This window comes from Bradyrhizobium sp. NAS80.1, assembly GCF_001908205.1.
GTDB lineage: Bacteria > Pseudomonadota > Alphaproteobacteria > Rhizobiales > Xanthobacteraceae > Bradyrhizobium.
The window spans coordinates 1-23108 of the sequence record NZ_LGHL01000136.1 but is presented as its reverse complement, the minus strand read 5'-3'; the positions used below and the strand labels follow the sequence as shown (position 1 = coordinate 23108).

At 63.9% G+C, this 23108-nt stretch carries 15 protein-coding genes and 1 pseudogene; 8 read left to right on the top strand and 8 right to left on the bottom strand.

All coding sequences use genetic code 11. The features are described from left to right. The first annotated feature begins 209 nt into the window (after window positions 1-209). Together AC629_RS28910 and mtnA are read left to right on the top strand one after the other, a co-directional pair. Complete coding sequence (locus AC629_RS28910) at window positions 210-1085, top strand: S-methyl-5'-thioadenosine phosphorylase (protein WP_084808265.1); 876 nt, start codon at window positions 210-212, stop codon at window positions 1083-1085. 18 nt (window positions 1086-1103) lie between these two features. Next, window positions 1104-2213: an S-methyl-5-thioribose-1-phosphate isomerase gene (mtnA, locus tag AC629_RS28905; protein WP_084808264.1), complete on the top strand. Its 1110-nt coding sequence runs from the start codon at window positions 1104-1106 to the stop codon at window positions 2211-2213. A gap of 293 nt (window positions 2214-2506) precedes the next feature. Here mtnA and AC629_RS28900 read toward each other — a convergent pair whose 3' ends face one another. Next, window positions 2507-3142, bottom strand: a complete 636-nt coding sequence (locus AC629_RS28900; RefSeq protein ID WP_084808263.1) for an HAD-IA family hydrolase — start codon at window positions 3140-3142, stop codon at window positions 2507-2509. A 110-nt stretch (window positions 3143-3252) separates the two neighbouring features. Between AC629_RS28900 and AC629_RS28895 the strand changes: the two genes are divergently transcribed. The 3 genes from AC629_RS28895 to AC629_RS28885 all read left to right on the top strand — a co-directional run bounded on the left by AC629_RS28895 (window position 3253) and on the right by AC629_RS28885 (window position 9026). After that, a complete protein-coding gene (locus tag AC629_RS28895; RefSeq protein ID WP_084808281.1) occupies window positions 3253-4011 on the top strand; it encodes a S1 family peptidase in 759 nt (252 codons plus the stop codon). A 125-nt stretch (window positions 4012-4136) separates the two neighbouring features. Further along, window positions 4137-5639, top strand: a complete 1503-nt coding sequence (locus AC629_RS28890; RefSeq protein WP_084808280.1) for a flavin-containing monooxygenase — start codon at window positions 4137-4139, stop codon at window positions 5637-5639. A gap of 258 nt (window positions 5640-5897) precedes the next feature. Then, entirely contained in the window at window positions 5898-9026 is a 3129-nt protein-coding gene (locus AC629_RS28885; RefSeq protein ID WP_084808262.1) for an autotransporter outer membrane beta-barrel domain-containing protein, read from the top strand. A 63-nt stretch (window positions 9027-9089) separates the two neighbouring features. Here the strand turns inward: AC629_RS28885 and AC629_RS28880 are convergent. From AC629_RS28880 to AC629_RS28860, 5 genes and pseudogenes are all read right to left on the bottom strand, one after another. Further along, window positions 9090-9922 (bottom strand): annotated as a pseudogene (locus tag AC629_RS28880) (MlaD family protein). A 159-nt stretch (window positions 9923-10081) separates the two neighbouring features. Continuing rightward, window positions 10082-12301 carry an acetate--CoA ligase family protein gene (locus tag AC629_RS28875; RefSeq protein WP_084808261.1) on the bottom strand — a complete coding sequence of 740 codons (2220 nt, stop codon included), beginning with the start codon at window positions 12299-12301 and terminating at the stop codon, window positions 10082-10084. A 231-nt stretch (window positions 12302-12532) separates the two neighbouring features. Beyond that, window positions 12533-13249, bottom strand: coding sequence for a DUF1614 domain-containing protein (locus AC629_RS28870; protein ID WP_084808260.1), 717 nt, complete (start codon window positions 13247-13249; stop codon window positions 12533-12535). A gap of 64 nt (window positions 13250-13313) precedes the next feature. Continuing rightward, on the bottom strand, window positions 13314-13883 hold the full coding sequence (locus tag AC629_RS28865) for a class GN sortase (RefSeq protein ID WP_084808279.1): 570 nt from the start codon (window positions 13881-13883) through the stop codon (window positions 13314-13316). 174 nt (window positions 13884-14057) lie between these two features. Then, entirely contained in the window at window positions 14058-16319 is a 2262-nt protein-coding gene (locus AC629_RS28860) for a marine proteobacterial sortase target protein (RefSeq protein ID WP_084808259.1), read from the bottom strand. Window positions 16320-16505: 186 nt separating this feature from the next. Between AC629_RS28860 and AC629_RS28855 the strand changes: the two genes are divergently transcribed. Beyond that, window positions 16506-17276: a helix-turn-helix transcriptional regulator gene (locus tag AC629_RS28855; protein WP_084808258.1), complete on the top strand. Its 771-nt coding sequence runs from the start codon at window positions 16506-16508 to the stop codon at window positions 17274-17276. Between the two features lie 81 nt (window positions 17277-17357). On the opposite strand, the gene AC629_RS28850 is transcribed toward AC629_RS28855, so the two are convergent. Together AC629_RS28850 and AC629_RS28845 are read right to left on the bottom strand one after the other, a co-directional pair. Beyond that, a complete protein-coding gene (locus AC629_RS28850; protein ID WP_084808257.1) occupies window positions 17358-18578 on the bottom strand; it encodes an ABC transporter substrate-binding protein in 1221 nt (406 codons plus the stop codon). Between the two features lie 76 nt (window positions 18579-18654). Beyond that, window positions 18655-20205, bottom strand: coding sequence for an acyl-CoA synthetase (locus AC629_RS28845; protein WP_084808256.1), 1551 nt, complete (start codon window positions 20203-20205; stop codon window positions 18655-18657). Between the two features lie 270 nt (window positions 20206-20475). On the opposite strand from AC629_RS28845, the gene AC629_RS28840 reads away from it, so the two are divergent. Then, window positions 20476-21612: an acyl-CoA dehydrogenase family protein gene (locus AC629_RS28840; protein ID WP_084808255.1), complete on the top strand. Its 1137-nt coding sequence runs from the start codon at window positions 20476-20478 to the stop codon at window positions 21610-21612. Between the two features lie 132 nt (window positions 21613-21744). Next, on the top strand, window positions 21745-22905 hold the full coding sequence (locus AC629_RS28835; protein WP_084808254.1) for an acyl-CoA dehydrogenase family protein: 1161 nt from the start codon (window positions 21745-21747) through the stop codon (window positions 22903-22905). Window positions 22906-23108: the final 203 nt, after the last annotated feature.

Here is a 23108-nt window from a genome sequence, read left to right as displayed (position 1 = left end):
TGAGGTCGCAGTACCGAACTACGAGTCTTCGCCAAACCGCCGCCTGTGGTTATGGGTCCCCGCGTTCGCGGGGACGACACTGAGTGTGAGGCCAGCGCCTTTACGCTCCTCACAGCTCCTGCATCGCCGCATCACCCCGTTCCAAAACCATCGTAAAACTGGCATAGCTTCTCCACGTAATCGCGTAGCGCTGATAGGGTGGAACAGGCATGACGCAGGCGGTATTGGGCATCATCGGCGGTTCCGGCATCTACGACCTGCCGGGACTGCAAGACGCTCGCGAAGAGGTGATCGAGAGCCCCTGGGGCGAGCCTTCTGCCCCCCTGCGGCGCGGCACCATCTCCGGCCTGCCGATCGTGTTCCTGCCGCGGCACGACAAGGGCCACCGGCTGTCGCCCTCCGACATCAACTACCGCGCCAATATCGACGTCCTGAAGCGGGCCGGCGTCACCGACCTGATCTCGCTCTCGGCCTGCGGCTCCTTCAAAGAGGAACTGCCGCCCGGCACCTTCGTTCTCGTTGATCAGTTCGTCGACCGCACCCACAAGCGCGAGAGTTCGTTCTTCGGCAGGGGCTGCGTCGCGCATGTGTCGATGGCGCATCCGGTCTCGCCGCGGTTGCGGATCCATCTCGCGGCCGCCGCTGACGCCGAGGGGATCGCAATTGCGCGGGGCGGCACCTATGTCTGCATGGAGGGACCGCAATTTTCCACCTATGCGGAAAGCATGACGTACAAGACGCTGGGCTGTTCCGTGATCGGAATGACCAACATGCCCGAAGCGAAGCTCGCCCGTGAGGCCGAGATCTGTTACGCCTCCGTGGCGATGGTGACGGATTTCGACTGCTGGCATCCCGATCACGATGCCGTCACCGTCCAGGACATCATCCGCGTGCTGACCTCGAACGCCGACAAGGCCAAGGCGCTGGTGGCGCGGCTGGCAAAGGATTTCCCGCGCGAGCACGAGCCGTGCCCAATCGGCTCGGACCGCGCACTCGATACCGCGCTGATCACGGCGCCCGAGGCGCGCGATCCCGAGCTTCTGAAGAAGCTCGATGCGGTGGCGGGGCGCATCCTGCGGGCTTGAGACGAAAGGCAGAACGCCATGAAGGTCGACGGCAAACATTTTCGCAGCATCTGGCGCGAGCGTGACGGCTGGTCGGTCGGCGCGATCGACCAGCGCAGGCTGCCGCATGAGTTCGTCGTTGCGAAGCTGACCTCGTGCGAGGACGCCGCGGTCGCCATCCGCGACATGCTGGTGCGCGGTGCGCCGCTGATCGGCGCCACCGCGGCCTACGGCATGGCGCTTGCGATGCGCGAGGACGCCTCCGACGCCGGCCTGAAGCGCGCCTACGAGACGCTCGTCGTGGCGCGCCCGACCGCGATCAATCTGAAATGGGCGCTGGACGAGATGCGTACGACGCTCGCGCCGATCGATCCGCTAGAGCGGGCGGAGGCTGCGTATGCGCGCGCCGACGAGATCGTCGAGCAGGACGTCGAGATCAACCGCGGCATCGCCGGCAACGGCCTGAAGCTGATCGAGGCAATTGCGGCAAAGAAGAAGCAAGGCGACACGATCAACGTGCTGACCCATTGCAATGCCGGCTGGCTTGCGACCGTTGACTGGGGCACGGCGACGGCACCGATCTATCTCGCACACGAGCGCGGCATCAAGGTTCATGTCTGGGTCGACGAGACCCGCCCGCGCAATCAGGGCGCCTCGCTCACCGCCTGGGAACTCGGTCATCACGGCGTGCCGCACACGGTGATCGCCGACAACACCGGCGGGCACCTGATGCAGCACGGCATGGTCGATCTTGCCATCGTCGGCACCGACCGCGTCGCGGCCAATGGCGACGTCTGCAACAAGATCGGCACCTATCTGAAGGCACTCGCCGCCCACGACAACGACGTGCCGTTCTACGTGGCGCTGCCATCGCCGACGATCGATTTTGCGGTCGATGACGGCATTCGCGATATTCCGATCGAGCAGCGCAGCGGCATTGAAGTTTCTGACATGACCGGCCGTACCGCAGACGGACGGCTCGAGACGGTGCGCATCGTGCCGGAGGGATCGCCGGTCGCGAACTATGCTTTTGACGTGACCCCGGCGCGCCTCGTCACCGGCCTCATCACGGAGCGCGGCGTGCTGAAGCCGGATCGAGATTCACTCGCTGCCGCTTTTCCGGAGCGCATAGCCGCCGCGGCGAAGTAAATTTTGTAGGCGATATCTGGCCACAGTTGTCATTGCGAGGCGACGGGTCCGCGCGAAGCGCGGCCCGATGACAGGCTCAGCGAAGCAATCCAGAATTCCACCGCGGACAGACTCTGGATTGCTTCGCTGCGCTCGCAATGACGAATTCGTTGATGCGTCACGTGATCCTCTATCTCCCTCACCCTGAGGAGCCGCGAAGCGGCGTCTCGAAGGGCGAGGGGCACAAGCGGGGCCTTCATCCTTCGAGACGCGCGCTAAAGCGCGCTCCTCAGGATGAGGGATTGGCAGCGCAACTAACCGAGCTTCAGCCCGGTCGCCGCCTCGAGCTCGGCGATTGCCTGGGCGCCGCTGGCGACCTTGATCGTGGTCATGCCCATCTCGCGCGCGGGTTTCAGATTGACGCCGAGGTCGTCGAGATAGACGCAATTGTTCGGATCGACCTTCAGCGTCTCGACCATCATTTTGTAGATGCGCGGATCTGGCTTGCGCAGGCCGATCTTGGCGGACTCGATGACGTGGTCGAACAGCACCATCACCTCGGCGACGTAGAGTGAGCGCCCGGTCATGCTGCCGATGGCGTTGGCAGGGAGGTTGTTGGTGATGCAGCCTGTCTTGAAACTCGCCTTGATGCGTTTCAACGCCTCGACCATTTCAGGGCGAAGATCGCCCTGAAGCAGCGGCAGCACGTCGCGGCCGCGCACCTCCGCGCCGAGTGCGCGTGATTCCTCGGCGAACAGCCTGTCGAAGGTTTCGATGTCGACCTCGGCACGCTCGAACTTGGCCCAGGCATTTTCCAGATGGTTGGCAGCATTGGTGCGCCGGATGATGTCGACGGGCAGCCCTCGCTCCGTCTCGAACCGCGCAAACGCCTCGAACGGCGAGCTCGTCAATACGCCGCCAAAATCAAAGATCACAGCCTCGATTGCCAATGGCCTGCCCTCGTCAATTGCTTTCCAAGAGGGCTAGCATGCGATATCGGCAAGGACCAGTCCGAAGCAATCCCCCGACCTCACCGATGCCGACGCCAAAGCGTGTTCCCATGAAGAAGCTTGTTACTTTCATTATTACCGCGCTGCTGCTCGTGCCCCCCGCCCATGCGATCGTCGGCGGTGGCACGCCGCAGGCCGATGGCGTCGCGCGCTCCGTCGTCACCATTGTCGGCTCGCGCGGCAATTTCTGCACCGGCAGCCTGATCGCGCCGAAGCTCGTGCTCACGGTTGCCCACTGCGTGCAGCCCGGCGCGGACTACAAGATCGTCGATCGCGGCGCCGACGGTCAGGCGCAATTGCTGAACGTTCGCACCGTCGCGATCCATCCGAACTTCAACATGCAGGCGATGCAGGCGCATCGCGCCACCGCAGACGTTGCATTGCTGCAACTCGAAATTCCACTCAAGGGAAAATCGACGGTGCCGGTCGGCATGCCGAATATTCCGATCCAGGTCGGCAGCCGCTTCGTGATCGCCGGCATTGGTGTCACCGCGCGCGGTGACGGCAAGAGCGGCGGCGCGACGCGCGTTGCGGCGCTCATTGCCACCGGTCAGCCCGGCACGCTGCAGATCCGGCTGGTCGATCCCGTAACCAACGGTGTTCGCGACGGAATCGGCGCTTGTACAGGCGATTCCGGCGGCCCCGTGTTCGAGGACAAGCCCAATGGCCCGGTGCTCGTCGGCGTCATCAGCTGGTCCACCGGGCCGAACGGCGCCGCCGGCTGCGGCGGATTGACCGGGGTCACACCGCTCACGCTCTATCGCGACTGGATCTTGCAGACCGCGCGGAGCTGGGGTGCGGCGCTGTGATTTGACCGCGAGTTGATCTATGTCATTTTGCAGTGGAAGCGCGATGGGCGACCATGCCCGTCGCGGAGGAAACGCGCCGTCCGGTGAAGGGCGGCCACAAAAACAAGCAAGGCATAGAAGCAACAATGAATGTCGCTGTTCGCAGTCACGCCACGGCCAAACAGGCTTCTGAACATTTCGACGTGCTGATCGTCGGCGCCGGCATCTCCGGCATCGGCAGCGCCTATCACCTGACCAATCAGCTTCCGGGCACGAGCTACGTGATTCTGGAAACGCAGGAGACGTTCGGCGGCACCTGGACCACGCATCGTTATCCCGGCATCCGTTCCGACAGCGATCTCCACACCTTCGGCTATCGCTTCAAGCCCTGGGTCGGCCCCCCGATCGCGACCGCCGAAGAGATCCTCGCCTACATGAACGAGGTGATCGAGGACAACGATATCGCACGTCACATCCGCTACAAGCACAGGATCAACTCGGCGAGCTGGTCGAGCGAGCAAAATCTCTGGACCATCGAGGCGGTGACGACCGACACGGGCGAGCCAAGAACCTTCACCGCCAATTTCCTCTGGATGTGCCAGGGCTATTATCGCCATTCGGAAGGCTACATGCCGGAATGGAAGGGCATGGACCGCTTCAAGGGCCGGATCGTCCATCCGCAGACCTGGCCGGATGATATCGACCTCACGGGCAAGAAGGTGGTCGTGATCGGCTCGGGCGCGACAGCGGCAACGCTGGTGCCGAACATCGCGGACAAGTGCGCGCATGTCACCATGCTGCAGCGCTCGCCGACCTATTTCCGTCTCGGCCGCAACGCCATCGAGATCGCGGAGGAATTGCGCCGGCTCCAGGTCGATGAGGAGTGGATCCACGAGATCGTGCGGCGCAAGATCCTGTTCGAGCAGGACGCCTTCACCAAGCTCTGCGTGTCCAAGCCCGAGCAAGTCAAGAAGGAGCTGATCGGCCAGATCAGCGCGGTCCTCGGGCCGGATTACGACGTCGAGACGCACTTCACGCCGACGTACCGGCCGTGGCGGCAGCGTATTGCGTTCGTGCCGGACGCCGATCTGTTCAAGGGCATCGCCAGCGGCAAGGCCTCCGTCGTCACCGACGAGATTGAATGCTTCGTCGAGAACGGCATTCAGCTCAAGTCGGGCAAGCTGCTCGAAGCCGACGTCATCGTCACCGCGACTGGTTTCAACCTCGCCGCCCTCGGCGATATCGCCTTCGAGATCGACGGCAGGCCGCTCGCCTTCGGCGACACCGTCACCTATCGCGGCATGATGTTCACGGGTGTGCCGAACATGGTCTGGGTGTTCGGCTATTTCCGCGCGAGCTGGACGCTGCGCGTCGATCTTGTCGCCGATTTCGTCTGCCGCCTGCTCGGACACATGAAGGCCAAGGGCACGAAGAAGGTCGAGGTCAAGCTGCGCGCCGAGGACCACAACATGCCGATCCTGCCCTGGATCGATCCGGAGAACTTCAACCCCGGCTACATGATGCGCAACATGGACCTGTTGCCCAAGCGCGGCGACAAGCCGGAATGGCAGCACAGCCAGGACTACTGGACCGAAAAGGACGAGATTCCGAAGACGGATCTGGACGACAAGGCGTTCGTGTACGGGTGAGGGGCGCCAAAGGTTTCCCGACCGCACGGCCCTGGATGATCAGCCATTGATGTGAATGATCGTACATATGGCCGGGCATTCTGACGCGCGTGCGCGGAATGGGAGCCGGGCGCAGCAAACCGTGGCGCGGTTGCAACATCGCAGCGGGATTCTGCCCCGGTTGTGCGCCAAACGGACGAATTCGGGTGGCGCCGTAGTTCTGCGGAGCCTCCTGATGGCTTAAGTTCACCAGCGGATTGCCGGGAATGGGGGCACGACGTGAGGGGCGAGGGCCCAAGGAGGCGGCAGGATCGACTGCGCCGATACAGCGCTGCATCGCTCGTCAGCGCATCCGCGCTTTTCGTCGGCTTCAGCCTTTGGACGGCGCCGGCCAACGCGCTCTGCGCGCCTGATCCGGCCTCGAGCGGCCAGACCGTGACCTGTAGCGGTACCGACGTGGACGGCTTTCAGGCCGGAGCCGGGGTCGACAGTCTCAACGTCAATGTGCTGTCCACCGCGACTGTGAATGACAACGGCACGGTCTCGATCGGCGTCAACGATTCCAACACCGTCACCAACAGCGGGAGGCTGTCGGCAGGTTCGGGCCTGACAGGCATCGGCGTCGGCAATTTCAACACCGTGACGAACAACGGCATCATCACGGTGCTTGATAACGGTCTCGGCATCCAGGCGATCGATCACAACGTCATCACCAATGCTGGAACGATCACATCGGGTGACGGCGGTGCCGCGATCTCGGTCGGCGACAACAACACCGTCACCAACAGCGGCGGTCTGTCGGTTGGGGCATCGGGGACAGGTATCTTCTCGGGCCAGACCAACACGATTACCAATGCCGCGACGGGCACGATCACCGGGGGCAACGGTTCGACCGGAATCTTCGTCTTTGCCGGCGGGACCGTGACCAATGCAGGCGCGATCACGGTTGGCGATTCCCCCGGGTTCTCCGGCGGCATTCTGGCGATCAACGCTGGCAATACGGTCACCAACACAGCTACCGGCACGATTTCGGTTGGCCAGAACGCCGCCGGTATCTTCATGCAAGGCGCCTTTGAGACCGCCAGCAATTTCGGCGCGATCACGGCCGGCGACTTTGGCGTCGGCATTGCCGTGATCGGCGACGATGCCAAGGTCACCAATGGTGGTACGATCACGGCCGGTGATAGCGGCTCGGCAGGCATTTCGGTGCAAGGTGATCGGGCCACGATCAGCCAAAGCGGCACGATCAACGTCGGCTTGGGCGGGGCGGGGATTGCCTATGGCGGCTCGTCCGGCACGATCACCAACAGCGGACGGATCACGGGTGCCGATTTTGCCGGAGGCATGGTGGTGTTCGGTGATTCAAACATCGTCACCAACAACGGCACGATCACTGTCGGCGCTGCTGGCATCGGCATGGACGTGACCGCGTTCACCGCGACCAATCAGGTCGTCAATACCGGTACCATCACCGTCGGGGCCAATGGTGTCGGCATCAGCGTGAGTGGCGGGGCGAGCGTCTTCAACTCGGGAACCATCAACGCCGCGACCGGCTTCGCTGCGATCGAGTTCTGCAGTTGCGGCCCGAACACACTGACGCTCGGCCCCGGCAGCGTCATCAACGGCTTCGTGCTTGGCGCCGGCGCCGACACCTTCCAGCTCGGCGGCACCGGCAAGGGCACATTCGATCTCAGCCTGATCGGTTCCGGTCTCCAGTATGATGGCTTCACGACCTTCAACAAGGTCGACAACTCGACCTGGACCGTCACCGGGACCGGCAATCAGGACTGGAACGTGCTCGGCGGCACGCTCATGCTTGCAGGCACCATCAACGGCACCGTGACCGTCGCCGCCGGCGGTACCTTCGGCGGCGTTGGCACGGTCGGCACAACCACCGTCAACGGCGGTACGCTGGCGCCGGGCAATCCGACTGGAACGCTCACCGTGTCCGGCGACCTCTCGTTCACGAGCGCGTCGAGCTACATGGTGCAGGTCACGGGCGCCAGCAGCGGCCTCACGGTCATCACGGGAACGGCAACGCTCGGCGGCGCTACGGTCGTAGTCGTTCCGAACGGCTCGGTCGCGAAGCACTACACGATCCTGAACGCGGCGACGCTCCCCGATACGTTCAATCCGGTCGTTAGCGGGCTCTCGCCGAACCTGAAGGCCAGTCTGAGCTACGACCCGAACAACGTCTTCCTGGATCTCGCGCTGAGCTACGGTTCGGGCCTTAACGTCAACCAGCAGAACGTCGCCAACGCGCTGACGAATGTTTTCAACAGCACCGGCAGCCTTCCCGTCGTGCTCGCGAACCTCTCGCCGGCCGGCCTGACGCAGGCCTCCGGCGAGCCGGCGACGGGATCACAGCAGACGACGTTCGATGCGATGAACCTGTTCCTTGGCCTGTTGACCGACGTGTTTGGCTCGGGGCGCAGCGGCACGCCGGGTGCGACGCCATTCGCCGACGATGCAAACGCCTATGCTGCGACCGGCAGAGGCGCGCGTGACAAGGCTGCGCGCGATGCCTTCGCTTCGATCTACCGCAAGGCGCCCGCTGCGACGTTCGAACAGCGTTGGGATGTGTGGGCGGCCGGCTACGGCGGCTCGCAGACCACTGACGGTAATGCTGCGCTCGGCTCCAACAACACCAGCAGCAGTGTTTATGGCACTGCCGTCGGTCTCGACTATCGCTTTTCGCCGTCGACGATCGCCGGCTTTGCACTTGCCGGCGGCGGCACCGGCTTCAGCGTCAACGGGCTCGGCTGGGGCCGTTCGGATCTGTTCCAGGCCGGCGCCTTCGTTCGTCACACGGCGGGACCTGCCTACATCACGGCGGCGCTCGCCTATGGCTGGCAGGATGTCACCACCAACCGCATCGTCACGGCTGCCGGCGTCGATCAGTTGCGCGCGCAGTTCAACGCCAACGCGTTCTCCGGCCGCGTCGAAGGCGGCTACCGTCATGCCACGCAGTGGATCGGCCTGACGCCGTATGCGGCGCTTCAGGCCACCAAGTTCAGCCTGCCGAACTATTCGGAGTTCGCTGTGGTCGGCAGCAATGCCTTTGCGCTCAACTATGCCGCCAAGGACGTGACCAGCACCCGCACCGAGCTCGGCCTGCGCGCGGACAGATCGTTTGCAGCGGCCGGCGGCCTGATGACCCTGCGCGGCCGCGTCGCCTGGGCGCATGACTACAATCCGGACCGCACTGTCGGTGCGGTATTCCAGACGTTGCCGGGCGCGGCCTTCGTCGTCAACGGCGCCGCGCTGGCGCGTGATTCCGCGCTGACAACGGCATCGGTGCAGATGAACTGGATGAACGGCTGGTCTGCGTCGGCAACCTTCGAAGGCGAGTTCTCGAACGTTACCCGCTCCTACGCCGGCAAGGGCGTCGTGCGCTACGCGTGGTAGGGCATAGCCTATGGACCAGCGTGGGACTGCTATCCTCCCCTGGAGGGGAGGATAAGGAAGAGGTCACTGCCTTTGCTGTGTGGGCTTGCGAGGCGGGCGCGGCGGGGGGGGCGACCGCGGGCGTACCGGCCATCTTGTTGGCGGCTTCGCTGACGTCGAGCAGTGAGCGACGGATGTCCTCGATGTAGCTCGCCGATTTCTTCTTCATGGTGTTGGCGAGCTCGCGCAACCCCTTGATATTCTCGAACAGTTCGTCGGCTTTGCCGTCGACGAAGCCGGGTACTACGCCCTCGATCTTGGTGACCGCCTTGTCGAAGCCGGCAAAGGCGCTGTCGACCTTGGCCATGACGGAATCGATCTCGTCGCCCTTGGCCTTGAAATCGGCGGTGTAGCCCTCGAATGTGCGCAGACCCTCCTTGATCGCGGGGGGCGTTGCTTACGATCGCGCGGTCAACACTGTGCAGGGTCTCGACAATGGATTCGGCGTCGCTGAGATCGGCGGTCAGCACCGGGATGCCGTCGGAATCCAGGGGCACCGGCGGCGCGGAGGGGGCGCCGCCGACCAGCGAGATCGCGGCAACGCCGGTGAGGCCCTGGAACTCGATTCCCGCCACGGTGTCCTTGCGGATCGGCGCGGTGTTGTCGAGCATCACCAGCGCGACGATCTTGCGCGGATTGTCCAGCTTGATCGACAGGATCTGGCCGGCCGGCACGCCGTCGAAATTGACCGGGCCACCGCGGCGCAGCCCGCTGGCGGAACCGCCTTCGAACACCACGCGCAACTGGCTGCGGCTCTGAATGGCCCGCCATTTCTGCACGCCGAGCAGGCCGCCGAACGCCAAGGCGATCACCGCCAGCGTCGCCGTTCCGATCACCAGATTGCTCGCGCGTGCCATGCGGGGCGATTCTACGGCCAAAGCGGGGAAGTTGGAAGGATGATGCTTCGGTCGCGATGTTTAAGCAGGGCGGGTTAGCGAAGCGTAACCCACCGCTGTCTCTCCTGTGTGTGACGGCGAATTGGCGGATTGCGCGATGCTAATCCGCCCTACGCGACATCAATGTCCGGCCGCGCGTTTTGCCGCAGCATTATTCAGAACGATCAGGGCATCGACGGCCACGCCCGTTTTGGTGTTGATCAGGAACGGGTTGATGTCGATCGAGGCGATCCGGTCGCCGGCATCCGCGATCAGGTTGGACAGACCGACCAGCGCCTTCACCGCGGAGGCCTCATGCAAGGCCGGCTTGCCGCGATAGCCGCACATCTTGATGCCCGCCTTGGTGCGGCCGACCAAAATCCGCGCCTCGGCCTCGTCCAGCGGCGCGCCGGCGAGCGCGACGTCCTTCATCAGCTCGATGTCGATGCCGCCGGTGCCGAACAGCACGACGGGGCCCATCTCGGCGTCGAGGGACGCGCCGACCACGAGCTCGAGATCGGCCTTGACCTGTTGCGCGATCAGGATGCCGTCGAGCTTCGGCTTGCCCTTCAGCTTCTTCACCCGCGCGGTGATGTCGGCGAATGCCTTTTTCACGTCAGTGGCATTGTTGAGGTTCAGCACCACGCCGCCGATGTCTGACTTGTGCAGGATCTCGGCGCTGACGACCTTAGCCACGACCGGAAAGCCGATTTGCTTGGCGATCTTCACTGCTTCCGGCGCCGTCTGTGCAATCGCCTCCTTCGAGATCGGAATGCCATAGGCTTTCAGAAGTTTTTTCGAGGCGACCTCGTCGAGTGCGGCGCCGCTTGCCGATTTCAGCGTTTTTTCCAGCACGGCGCGCGCGGCCGGCTTCGAGCTCGACACGATGTCGGGCACTTCCTTGCGCAGCTTCGCGTAGTCGAGCAGCGACTTGATCGCGGTCACAGCGCGGTCCATGCCCTGCATGACCGCAAGATGCGGCAGCGATTTGCGCAAGGTCTTGGTGAACTCGGTAAAGCCGATCGACATCGCGCTGATGTAGATCACGGGCTTCGAGGCCCGGCTTGCCATCTCGTTGACGATGCGCAAGTTCCGCTCGCGCTGCTCGTGCGGGGCCTTGGGCAGCTCGGAATCGACGATGACGATGTCGATATCGGGATCGTCGATCATCAGCTTGATCGACTTCATGTAGACGGATGGGTCGACCACCGCAGCAAAGCCCGCGTCGAGCGGATTGCCGACGATCGATCCCGGCCCGAGCATCTTTGCCAGCTCGCCGCTGACATGCGGGCTGAGCGGCGCGAAGTTCAGGCCCTCCGCATAGAAGGCGTCGATCAGCATGCCGCGCTTGCCGCCGGACAGCGTGACCGCGGCGAGCCGGTCGCCTTTCGGTACCTCAGAGTGAACAAAACATTCCGTGGTCTCGATCAGTTCGTCGAGTCCGCCGACCCGGATGACGCCTTCGCGCGTTGCAATGGCGTCGAAGGTCTCGATCGAGCCTGCGAGCGCGCCGGTATGCGCCATCGCCGCCGCGCGGCCACCCTCGGATGCCCCGAGCTTGAGCGCGATCACGGGCTTGCTCGCGGCGCGCGCCGCCTTGCAGGCGTCGCGAAAGGCCTTGGTGTTACGCACGCCTTCGAGATAGACGACGATCACTTTGATGCTCGGATCCTCGGCGAAATAGCGCATCAGGTCCGGCGTCTCGAGTCCGGCCTCGTTGCCGGTCGTCACCATGTAGCCGACCCCGACACCGCGATCCTCCAGCGCCTGGCGGATCGCCATGACGATGGCGCCGGATTGCCCGGCGATCGCCACCGCGCCCTGGTCCATGGTGACGATGCGGTCGTCGATGTTGGTGAAGAGCCTTTCGCCGGCGCTCAAATTGCCGAGACAGTTCGGACCGGTGACGGCAAGGCCGGTCTCGCGCACGGCCGCCTGCAATTCAGCAGCGAGCTTCTGGCTCTCGTCATCCTGCAACTCGCTGAAGCCCGAGGTGACGATGGTGGCCGAACGCGCGCCGGCTGCGGCAGCGTCGCGGATCACCTGCACGGCAAAGCGTGCAGGCACAAGCACCAGCACGTGGTCAGGCTTTTCGGGGAGGCTCGCAAAGTCTTTGTAGCAGGGGACACCCCAGATGGTCTCGCGCTTGGCGTTGACAGGATAGAGCCCCCCCTCGTAGCCGTACTTGACCAGATTGTTCCAGATCCGCTCGGCATAGTTGCCGGGCTTGTCGGTCGCGCCCACCAGCACGATGTTGTGCGGGTGCAGCATGGCGTGGATGCCTTTAACGATGTCGCTGGCGTCAGGCGGTGGAGACCATGGGCGCGGAGAAACGGACGCAGCAGACACGTGGGCTTCCATGGCGTGACCTCACCTATTGTTTTTGTTGCAGCGCGTTGTTCTGTTCTTTGGAGAGTTCCGGCGAGGCCATCGCGACAAGCGCAATGCCGCCAGACGGAATGGGCGGGACTTCATGCGAGAAGGCTAGCATCACCGGACTTTTGGCGAAAGTGCGAACGATCCGGCAGCGTGGCAACGATCGTCGTGCTCCAGCAATCGCTGTTCTCACGCGGTGTCGAATTGTTCGGTCCGCTACCACACCTCACGCGGCCGTGGCGGCGAGGCGATGCCGGCGAGCAGCACGGCGAGAATTCCCGTGAGGAAAATGCCGTCGAAGGTCCCAGCGCCGCCGATCGAAGCGACGGGCGCGCCGAGACCGCCGATCTTGTCGAGGTTGAGGAGATCGGCCCCGATCAAAGTCCCTATGGAGCCGCCGATATAGGCGAGCGGCGCGGCATACTCGCGCGACAGCAGGAATGCCAGGATCGCGGTGGCGACGACAGGCACAAATACGGGCACCGCGATGCCAACCCCCTGCACGGGCGTTGCCATCACGTGAATGATGAATGCGATTGCAATCACTGCGATCGCTGCCTTCACCCAGAGCTGATACCTCAGCACCAGATAGGTCGACATGATCGCCGGGATGACCGCGCCGCCGACATTGACCGCGAGCACCGTGCCCGGCCATTGCGTCACCAGTGGCACCACATAGCGCATGCCGAAGAAATCGACGATCTCGCCCGAGCGTACCACCTTGGCCGGAAGAACCGTGATCGGAATGTTGAAATAGCTGCCGACCAGCGAGCCGAACAGCAGGAGCAGCGCCATGCCTGGACCGACGCCTAGCCGCATATAGGCGTAGCGCAGGATACGGAGCTGGATCAGGATGATCAGCCCGGCGAACAATAGCACCAGGACGGAGAACAATCCCGGCGTGATCGGAAGGTACTGAACGTCGCCATTCATGGTTGGATCCGATCGCAGACGATTTCGACGGGCAGCATCCCACGGGACGGAAGGGATGACAAACCTATCCGTCGGCCCCGATCAATGTGGCATGCAGGATGTAGCGCTCCGGACCGGACGAGACAGCGTCGAACGGCCAGCAGGTGGTGAGCACCAGTTCGAAATCCTGTGTTGCCGGATCGATGCCCGAGGCGTCGAAACGGACCACGGCCGACGAGTCCGCGCGATAGCGAAAGTGTTTTCCGTCGCTGCGCGTGATCTCGATCACGTCGCCGATCGCAACATTCGGCAGGAAGCGGAAATGCGTGTCGCGATGCGCGGCATAGACGGCAACGCCGCGTTCGCCGGCATCGGCTGTTCGTTCGACATGGCCGGGGCCGAAGGCGAGCGCCTGGCCGCTTGAGCCGGCCAGCACGATGGCACTGGCGCCGATCCGCTTCACCTCGATCCGTGCGACCGGCCAGGTGTCGGCCCATGACCATGGCTTCACCAGCTCGCCCGTCGCAACGCTTCTGTCGAACGCGCGCTCCAGCAATACCTGCGCCAGCCACGCCTTGGCGTGGATGTAGGCGCCATCGCCGAGCAGGATGACGCCGACGAGCGCCAGAACCAGGGGGGAGATGAAGCGGGGCATTGGTTCCACCATCGTCATTGCGAGCGAAGCGAAGCAATCCAGAGTCTTTCCGCGGAGGCAGTCTGGATTGCTTCGCTGCGCTCGCAATGACGGCAAGAAAAAGGCGCGCGCGGCTGTTGGTGTGGGACGGGCAGCCGCGCGCGCTGAAGTAGAGGAGCTCGGGGGGCTCCTCTCTCAAGCGACATCAGTGAGCAAGGGTTGACGTCGGTTGAACACGAACAGGATCAGGGCGAGCACGATCAGGATCAGCCCCGCGATCATTTTCAGCTCAGCCGAGGTTGCGGTCTTGGGCAGACGGATCGCATCGGGTGCCGCGGGCGTCGGCCTCCTCGCGGCCCGCGGGTCGCGCGCATCGGCATGGCGTTCGCGCAATTGCGCAGGCAGCTGCGGCCGTTCGCCGAACACCTTCTCGAAATCCCAGCCGGCCGGCAGGTTGATCGGCAATTCGCTGAGCTTGAGCGGCTCGCCTTCGGGGCGGCTCGGCGTCTTGTCGACGGCGACAAGGCTGGTCAAGCGCGTGACGATCTGATGGTCGAGCGCCAGCGCCAGGATCGCCTTGTCGGCCTCTTCCGGCGTCAGCTCGCGCATGGTGCGCGCCACCTCTGCATCGCCGATCTTGCGCTGGGCCCAGAGTTTCGACAGGCCCTTGCCTTCGGCCGCGTTTTGCAGCGGCAGCGTCACCGACCACGGGCGGTCGCCGACGCGTCCCTTGATCTCGAGCGAGCCCGCGAGCTTGTCGAGCCTCGCCGCCAGCACCAGCGGCTCGTCGCGATAGACATCGGGAATGATCGCCGGGGTGACGTCGGCCTTCGCTGCGGAGAACTTCGCGCTGAGGCCGGTCACCGCCGGGTTCTCCAGCTTGGCGAACAGGCCGCGCATGCGCTCCTCGACCTGCTCGACGGAGCCGATATGGGTGAAGGCGCCGCGGCCCAGCTCGGCAGCGCGCGTCATCAGATAGGTGTTGGGCGCGGATCCGATGCCGACCATGAACACGCGCGAACGCCCGCGCATTGCCGTGATCGTCTCGAACAATTGCTGCTCGTTGCCGATCGCGCCGTCGGTCAGGAACACGACCTGGCGAACCATGTTCGTATCGCCGAGCTTGTCGGTCAGCGCGGCGCGCATCGCCGGCACCATCTCGGTGCCGCCGCGCGCCTGCAAGGCGCTGACGAACGGGGTGGCTTCACCGACATGCGCTGCGTCCGCCGGGACGGAGGTCGGAAAAAGCACGTCCATGGTGTCGTCGAAACGGATGACGTTGAAGCGGTCACTGGGCTGGAGGCGGCCGAGCGCGTAGGTCAGGCTGGCTTTGGCCTGGACGATCGAGGTGCCGCCCATCGAACCGGAATTGTCGATCACGAACACGACCTCGCGCGGCAGCGGCTTCTGCGTCGCCTGCTCGGCGGTGGGCGGTGTGACGAAGGCGAGCAGATAATCGGCATCGCCGACATGCTCGCGGAACAGGCCGACTGACGGTGCCTTCTCCGCTATCGGCTTCCAGGTCAGCTCGAAATCGCGGTCGGCGGGCACGGCGCCATCGGCGAGCGTGACCACGCGCGTCGCGTTGTCCGGGCTCTCGATCCTGACGTTATGGTGATGGCTCTTGACCTCGCCGAGCGCAAAGCCAGCCTTCAGGCGCACCGTGATGCTGGTTGGGTTGACCGGCGCGTTCTTGGCGGGTTCCGCTACCGGCGGCGAGATGCGGTCGCGGTCCGGTACCGGGTCCGACGTCGTCGCACCCCAACCGGAGCCGTCCTTGCGGAAGTCGACGCTCTGGACGATCGGCGCCGGATTGTAGCGCGGGCCGACCACCAGCGGCAGGCGCAGCGAATATTCATTTCCGGATTGGTGCACCGGCTCTTGGTACTCGATCTGCACCAGCACGGTTTCGCCGGGGCCGATATTGGCGACCGAGTTGGTGAAGATGTTCGGCCGCTCCTGCTCGGTGAGCGCGGCCTTCTGGCCGGCGCGGCGCGCCTCTTCGTAGATCACACGCGCCTGCTGCCGCTCCTTGATGTCGCCGACGATGACTCGGCCGCCGACCACCATCTTCAGCGTATCGACGGCGCCGCCAGTGGGGAGCGGATACACATAGGTCGCCTCGACCCAGTCCTTGGTCGGGTTGCGGAAGACCTGCGTGACCCTGGCGCGCAGCGTCGGGCCTGATACCGTGACGTCGACATCGATGCCGAGGCGGATCGCCTCCGTGTAGGCTCCGTCCTCTTTCAGAAGGAGTGTGCCGGACCGGGCATCGCCGGGCTGGAGCAGGCTGGTCTGCTCTGATGTCGCCGACCAGCCCGGCGTGAAGCTCACCAGCAAGGTCACGAAGGCGACGAGCATCACTGCGATGCCTTGAACGAGAAGAAACAGTCCGAGCTTGATCAGTCGGCCCAGCATGGGGTGTTCGTCACTGTCGGCTGCGTCGTAGGTGTCCATTTGGCCTGCTCCCGAAGGATGTTTCACGGCCTGGAGCATCGGCCGGGCGAGGCTGATTTCGCGAGCAGAATGATCAGCAATGTTCCGCCGTGGCCGTCCGGGGTGGCCGTCGCCGAGGCTGCCATGTGCGGTTTTGTGCTGACTTGTCCGCCCTGCTAGAATGACCGCTCTGGAGCAGGGTTGACGATGCAGACGCAGGATAAACTCACCGACAAGCAGCTTTCGGACGAGCAGAGCCGAGAAATCGCAGAGACCATTCGCGAGGAGCTGGCCAGGCGCCGGATCTCGCGGCAGGCGCTGGCCGAGCAGGCCAAGCTCAGTCTGTCCACGCTGGAGAAGGTGCTCGGTGGCCGCCGGCCGTTCACACTCGCGACAACCGTGCGGCTGGAGCAGGCGCTGGGCGTGTCGCTGCGCAAGAACTCCGTTGCAGTGGCGCCTCCGGCAGCAAGCGATGTCGCGCCCGACAGCCTCGGTTCCTACTCGCATCGGGCGGTGACCTGGCTGGAAGACGTCTACATCACGCTGCGGCCGTCTTTCGGCGATAAGGACGCGATCTTCGCCTATCGCACCGAGATCGTCTGGGAGCCGAAGGTCTCTTCACTGGTTTTCCGTGAGGGCGAGCGGACCGATGCCGCCTATGAGCACACCGGCGAAGTCGCGGTCCCGCATCAGTCCGGCTTCATCTACCTCGTCATCATCAAGCACGGCCAGCATCGCGTGATCACGGTGTCGCGGCCGACGGTCGCCGGTGAGATGTACGGCATCATCTCGACGCTCCGCGCCGGCGCAGGTTCGCAGTTGACGCCGATCGCCGCGCCGATCGCCTATGTGCCGCTGAGCAACATTCCGCAACCGTCTTTGGGGCGGATCGCGCCCGGCGATGCCAACCATGCACTCTATCGCAGTCATCTGCGCCGCACGGTCGACGAGTCGTTCGCGTTGTTCCTGCCGGGATAGTTTGTCTCGGCGGCAAGCGTGCAAAAAAAAATAGCGGCCAGTCGGCCGCTATTTCGTCGAGGTTAGCGCAGTCGTCGCGGGCTAGCCGCCCGCTTCGGCGCTAATGATGTCGCCGAACAGGTCCCATTTGCCGCCCTTGAACTGCATCATCTTGAGCTGCTCGATCGGGGCGAAGTCATTGGGCCCGGTATTGATCGTAATTCCGGGAATCAGCGTGTCGGGCGCGAAGCCCTTCAGGTTTGCGGCCTGTTTTATCACGTTTTCCCGGGTCAGTTCGTCGCCGCACTGCTTGAGAGTCTGAACCAGGGTCTGGGCCGCGGCATAGCCATAGACGAGATTGGTATCGGTCACATCGGCGCCGGGCATGTATTTGTTCACGAAGGCCATGAACTTCTTCATCCCCTCGTCGTCCTTCCACTGCGGGTCGGCAGCGTCCTTCAGATAGCCCGCGGAGAGCACGCCTTCGGACGCCTGCAGGCCGGCCGGCTGCATCACCGCGCCGATCGAGATCGACACGTCGGTCATCACCTGCATCGGTTTCCATTCGAGCTCGGCGATCTTCTTGATCGCCTGCGCCGCGAACTTGGGCGTCGCGATGTTGACGAAGACATTGGCGCCGGTGCCTTTCAGCTTGACGATGTGGGAATCGATCGAAGGCTCGGTGGTCTCGTAGCTCTCTTCAGCGACGATGAGCGAAGACGCCTTGTCGCCGAAGATCTCCTTGATGCCGGCAACGTAGTCCTTGCCGAAATCATCATTGGCATAGAAGATCGCGACCTTGGCGTCGGGCTTCGCCTTCATGATGTATTTCGCGAAAATCCGCGCCTCGACCCGGTAGCTGGGCTGGAAGCCCATGGTCCAGGGAAAACCTTTCGGATCGTTCCACTTGCTGGCACCGGTGGCGAGGAAGAGCTGCGGCACCTTCTTCGCGTTGTGATATTTCTGCACGGCGGTCTGGGTCGGCGTGCCCAGCGCGTTGAACACCAGGAACACCTCGTCGCTCTCGATCAGCTTGCGGACCTGCTCGACGGTCTTCGGCGGGGAATACCCGTCGTCATAGGAAATGAAGTTGATCTTGCGGCCGTTGATGCCGCCCTGCTCGTTGATCATCTTGAAATAGGCGTCCTCGGTCTTGCCGATGATGCCGTAGGCGGAGGCCGGACCGGAATAGGCCTCGACATTGCCGATCTTGATCTCGGTGTCGCTGGCGCCGGTGTCGTATTTCTTCTGCGCATAGGCGCCCTGGGCCGTGAACAATGTCAATGCTGTTGCTGCGGCAAGCAGGGAGAGTTTCCTGTTCATGAAAATTCCTTGGGGTTCTTCTGGGTTGGAGCAGGCACGTCGAAAAAGAAAAGCGCCCGCGAGAGGGGCGCTTTGATCAGGCGTTGGCGACTTTCGTGTCGACTTCGGAAGCCACCGAGAAGTCCTTGCGCAGGGTCGGCTTGTGGATCTTGCCGGTGGCATTGCGCGGCAGCGCATCGACGAAGCGGACCTGGCGCGGGCATTTGAAGCGCGCGAGGTTGGCCGCGCAATGTGCGAAGACATCGGCCTCGGTCAGCCTTTGACCCGGCTTCACCGCGACGATGGCGAGGCCCACCTCGCCCCATTGCGCGTCGGGAATGCCGATCACCGCGGCCTCTGCGATCGCCGTGAGCTGGTGCAGGACATTCTCGACCTCGGCCGGATAGACGTTCTCACCGCCGGAGATGTACATGTCCTTCCAGCGGTCGACGATGTAGTAGAAGCCTTCCTCGTCGACGCGCGTTGCGTCGCCCGTGTGCAGCCAGCCGTCGGTGAAGGAGGATTTGTTCGCCTCCGGCCTGTTCCAATAGCCGGGCGTGATATTCGGTCCCTTCACCCAGAGCTCACCAAGCTCGCCGACATCGGCATCGCTGCCGTCGGGCCGCACGATGCGGACATCGGTGTGGAGCACCGGCTTGCCGGCGGAGCCCGCTTTGCGCGCTGCGTCTTCGCGGTCGAGCACCAGCACGGCCGGCGAAGTCTCGGTCATGCCGTAGCCCTGCTGGAGCGCGACGCCGCGCGCTTCCCACACCTTGAGCAGCGGCACCGGCATCGGTGCGCCGCCGACGCCGCCGACGATCAGCCGGGCCAAATCGGTGGTCGAGAAGGCCGGATGTTGCGCCATGAACTGATAGATCGCGGGCACGCCGAAGAACACGTTGATGCCCTGTGCGGGATCGTTGATCAGGCCGAGTGCCGTGCCGGGATCGAAGGCGCGCATGATCATCACGGTGCCGCCGGCATGCAGCACCGGATTGGTGTAGCAATTCAGCCCGCCGGTGTGGAAAAGCGGCAGCACCGTGAGCAGCACCGAGGACGGCCCGATGCAGGCCGGGCCGCCGAGATTGACGCAATTCCAGAAGGTCATTCCGTGCGTGATGGTCGCGCCCTTTGGATGGCCCGTGGTGCCAGAGGTGTACATGATGGTCGAGACGTCATCGAGCGTGACTTCCTCGATGGCCTCGAGCGGCTTGGCAGCGGCGATGCCGGCCTCATAGGCGCCGCCGGAGCCGAGCAGCAAGCTGGTTGCGACGCCGCAGAGCTTTGCGACGCTAAGCGCCGTCTCGGCGAGATCGGCGTCGTGGATCATCACCTTCGGCGCGCAGTCGCCGGTGATGAACTGGAGCTCGGGGACGGTGAGGCGGGTGTTCAGCGGCACGAAAATGGCACCGAGCCGCCCGCAGGCGAACTGCACCTCCAGCGTATCGGTCGTGTTCAGAGCCAGCACCGCGACGCGGTCGCCGCGCGAGACTTTCAGCGAGTGGCGCAGGAAGGAGGCAAGGCGCGAGACGCGGGCGTCGAGCTGCAAATACGTGAAGCGGCGCTCGCTCGCGAGGTCGATGACCGCGACCTTGCCGGGCGTGCGTCGGGCATGATGAGCGATCCAGTCGTAGTAACGAACGGCCAAAAATCCCTCCCTCGGCGGTCTTGTGCCGCCTGCAGTTTATTGCCGTGCACCATGCCCGGCGTGGCCCCGTGAGGCCAGCCGGAGTTTTGTGCATCGACGTTTTTTTTTGTTTCGGAGTTGGCCCGCGAGGGGCGAAAATCGTCTTGCGTTGAGTTGCTAGGCCGTGGCCTACGGCGGAGCCGTTCCCCCAGCCAGCCACTCCGCGCAAGTGAGCCGCTCATGTTCCGGCCATGGTGGACGAGACGAATCCGTCTGTGAGGCGAGAGTGCGATGAAGAGCCCGTTCTATACCGCCGAGCACGATGCCTTCCGCGACGTGATGCGCCGCTTCGTCGAGAAGGAGATCGCCCCTTTCGCCCATGAATGGGATGAGGCCGGCGAATTCCCCCGCGCGCTCTATCGCAAGGCGGCCGAGATCGGTCTGTTGGGCCTGGGATTCCCCGAGGAATATGGTGGGATCGCCGCCGACCAGTTCATGAAGATCGTGGCGAGCCAGGAGCTGGCGCGGGCCGGCGCCGGCGGCGTCAGCGCAAGCCTGATGAGCCACACCATCGGCTCGCCGCCGATCGCGCGGGCGGCACGCCCCGAGGTCAAGGCTCGGGTGCTGCCGCAAGTGCTGTCAGGGGAGAAGATCTCCGCACTGGCGATCACCGAGCCGGGCGGAGGGTCGGACGTCGCGAGCCTCCGAACCAGGGCGCGGCGTGACGGGGATCACTACGTCGTGAGCGGCGAGAAGACCTTCATCACCTCGGGCGTGCGCGCCGATTATCTGACCGTTGCGGTGCGCACCGGCGGCGAGGGCGCCGGCGGCGTCAGCCTGCTCTTGATCGAGGGGGATACGCCCGGCCTGTCCCGGACGAAGCTCAAAAAGATGGGCTGGTGGGCTTCCGACACCGCGACGCTGCATTTCGACGATTGCCGCGTGCCGGTCGAGAACCTGATCGGTGAGGAGGGTCAGGGCTTCAAGATCATCATGCAAAACTTCAACAGCGAGCGCATGGGCATGGCCGCAGGCTGCACGGCCTTCGCCCGGGTCTGTCTCGACGAGGCGGTCGCCTATGCCAAGGAGCGCAAGACGTTCGGCAAGCCGCTGGCCCAGCACCAGGTCATCCGCCACAAGATCGTCGACATGGCGCAGAAAGTCGCCGCGTCGCAAGCGATGCTGGAGATGCTGGCCTGGCGGCTGGAGCAGGGCGAGAGCCCGGTCGCCGAAATCTGCATGATGAAGAACCAGGCGACGCAGACCATGGCATTCTGCGCCTCCGAAGCCGTGCAGATCTTCGGCGGCGCCGGCTTCATGCGCGGCATCAAGGCCGAACGCATCTACCGCGAGGTCAAGGTCAACGCCATCGGCGGAGGCACCGAGGAGATCATGAAGGATCTGGCCAGCCGGCAGATGGGGTTGTGACGGCTCTCTCCTTGCGTCATTCCGGGGCGCGAGCGAAGCGGAGCGAGCCCGGAATCCATACTCACGATCGTGGTTATGGATTCCGGGCCCGCGCCAAGAGGCGCGTCCCGGAATTACGAGGCTGAGAGATACATGCTGTTTACGGCCGACCACGACGAGATCCGACGCTCCTTACAGAAATTCATCGCCAACGAGATTAATCCTCATGTCGATGAATGGGAGAAGGCCGACATCTTCCCGGCACATGAGCTGTTCAAGAAGATGGGCAGTCTCGGCTTTCTCGGCCTGAACAAGCCGGTCGAGTTCGGCGGCTCGGGCCTCGACTACTCGTACGCGTTGATGATGGCGGAAGAGCTCGGGGCCATCACCTGCGGCGGCGTGCCGATGGCGATCGGGGTGCAGACCGACATGGCGACGCCGGCGCTGGCGCGATTCGGCTCGGACGACGTGCGGCGCGAGTTTCTGGCCCCCTCGATCGCGGGCGATTACGTCGCCTGCATCGGCGTCTCGGAACCCGGCGCCGGATCGGACGTCGCTTCGATCAAGACCAGTGCGTGCTCGGACGGCGACGATTACGTCATCAATGGCGGCAAGATGTGGATCACCAACGGTACCCAGGCCGACTGGATCTGCCTGCTCGCCAACACCGGCGAGGGGCAGGTTCATCGCAACAAATCGCTGATCTGCGTGCCCATGAAAAGCAAGGGCGTCACCGTCGCCCGCAAGCTCGACAAGCTGGGTATGCGTTCCTCGGACACCGCGCAGATCTTCTTTGACAATGTTCGCGTGCCCAAGCGCAACCGGATCGGGGATGAGGGCAAGGGCTTCACCTACCAGATGATCCAGTTCCAGGAGGAGCGGCTCTGGGGCGCGGCCGCCTGCCTCAAGGCGCATGAATACATCATCAACGAGACCATCGAATACACGCGCAACCGAAAGGCCTTCGGCCAGAGCATCCTCGACAACCAGGTCGTGCACTTCAAGCTCGCGGAGATGCAGACCGAGGTCGAGCTGCTGCGCGCGCTGATCTATCGCGCCGCAGAGGCGCTGGTGGCGGGCGAGGACGTGACGAGGCTCGCGACCATGGCCAAGCTGAAGGCCGGCCGGCTCGGCCGCGAGCTGACCGACGCCTGCTTGCAATATTGGGGCGGAATGGGCTTTACCAACGAGACGCCGGTCAGCCGCGCCTATCGCGACAGCCGCCTGACCTCGATCGGCGGTGGCGCCGACGAGGTCATGCTGACGGTGCTGTGCAAGATGATGGGCACGCTGCCCGGCAGCAAGAAAGTTTGAGCATGATCTTTTCGGAAAACCGCTGCACACTTTTCCGGATCATGCTCTAGCAGGCTGTTGAAGAAGTCGGTAGCGAAGCGTTTCGTGTCGTGATTCTCTAGGATCAGGATTTAACTAGGGGGCGCGATGCGTGGGAGTGACGAACGGTCCGGCTCGCTTTTCAGTTATGTAGACTTGGAGGCTCGGGTTCGCGTCGACCACCC

Bases quoted from the DNA above. Each gene is read 5' to 3' on its own strand.
- AC629_RS28910 (WP_084808265.1), top strand. From the start codon at position 210: ATGACGCAGGCGGTATTGGGCATCATCGGCGGTTCCGGCATCTACGAC.
- mtnA (WP_084808264.1), top strand. From the start codon at position 1,104: ATGAAGGTCGACGGCAAACATTTTCGCAGCATCTGGCGCGAGCGTGAC.
- AC629_RS28895 (WP_084808281.1), top strand. From the start codon at position 3,253: ATGAAGAAGCTTGTTACTTTCATTATTACCGCGCTGCTGCTCGTGCCC.
- AC629_RS28890 (WP_084808280.1), top strand. From the start codon at position 4,137: ATGAATGTCGCTGTTCGCAGTCACGCCACGGCCAAACAGGCTTCTGAA.
- AC629_RS28875 (WP_084808261.1), bottom strand. From the start codon at position 12,301: ATGGAAGCCCACGTGTCTGCTGCGTCCGTTTCTCCGCGCCCATGGTCT.
- AC629_RS28870 (WP_084808260.1), bottom strand. From the start codon at position 13,249: ATGAATGGCGACGTTCAGTACCTTCCGATCACGCCGGGATTGTTCTCC.
- AC629_RS28865 (WP_084808279.1), bottom strand. From the start codon at position 13,883: ATGCCCCGCTTCATCTCCCCCCTGGTTCTGGCGCTCGTCGGCGTCATC.
- AC629_RS28860 (WP_084808259.1), bottom strand. From the start codon at position 16,319: ATGGACACCTACGACGCAGCCGACAGTGACGAACACCCCATGCTGGGC.
- AC629_RS28855 (WP_084808258.1), top strand. From the start codon at position 16,506: ATGCAGACGCAGGATAAACTCACCGACAAGCAGCTTTCGGACGAGCAG.
- AC629_RS28850 (WP_084808257.1), bottom strand. From the start codon at position 18,578: ATGAACAGGAAACTCTCCCTGCTTGCCGCAGCAACAGCATTGACATTG.
- AC629_RS28840 (WP_084808255.1), top strand. From the start codon at position 20,476: ATGAAGAGCCCGTTCTATACCGCCGAGCACGATGCCTTCCGCGACGTG.
- AC629_RS28835 (WP_084808254.1), top strand. From the start codon at position 21,745: ATGCTGTTTACGGCCGACCACGACGAGATCCGACGCTCCTTACAGAAA.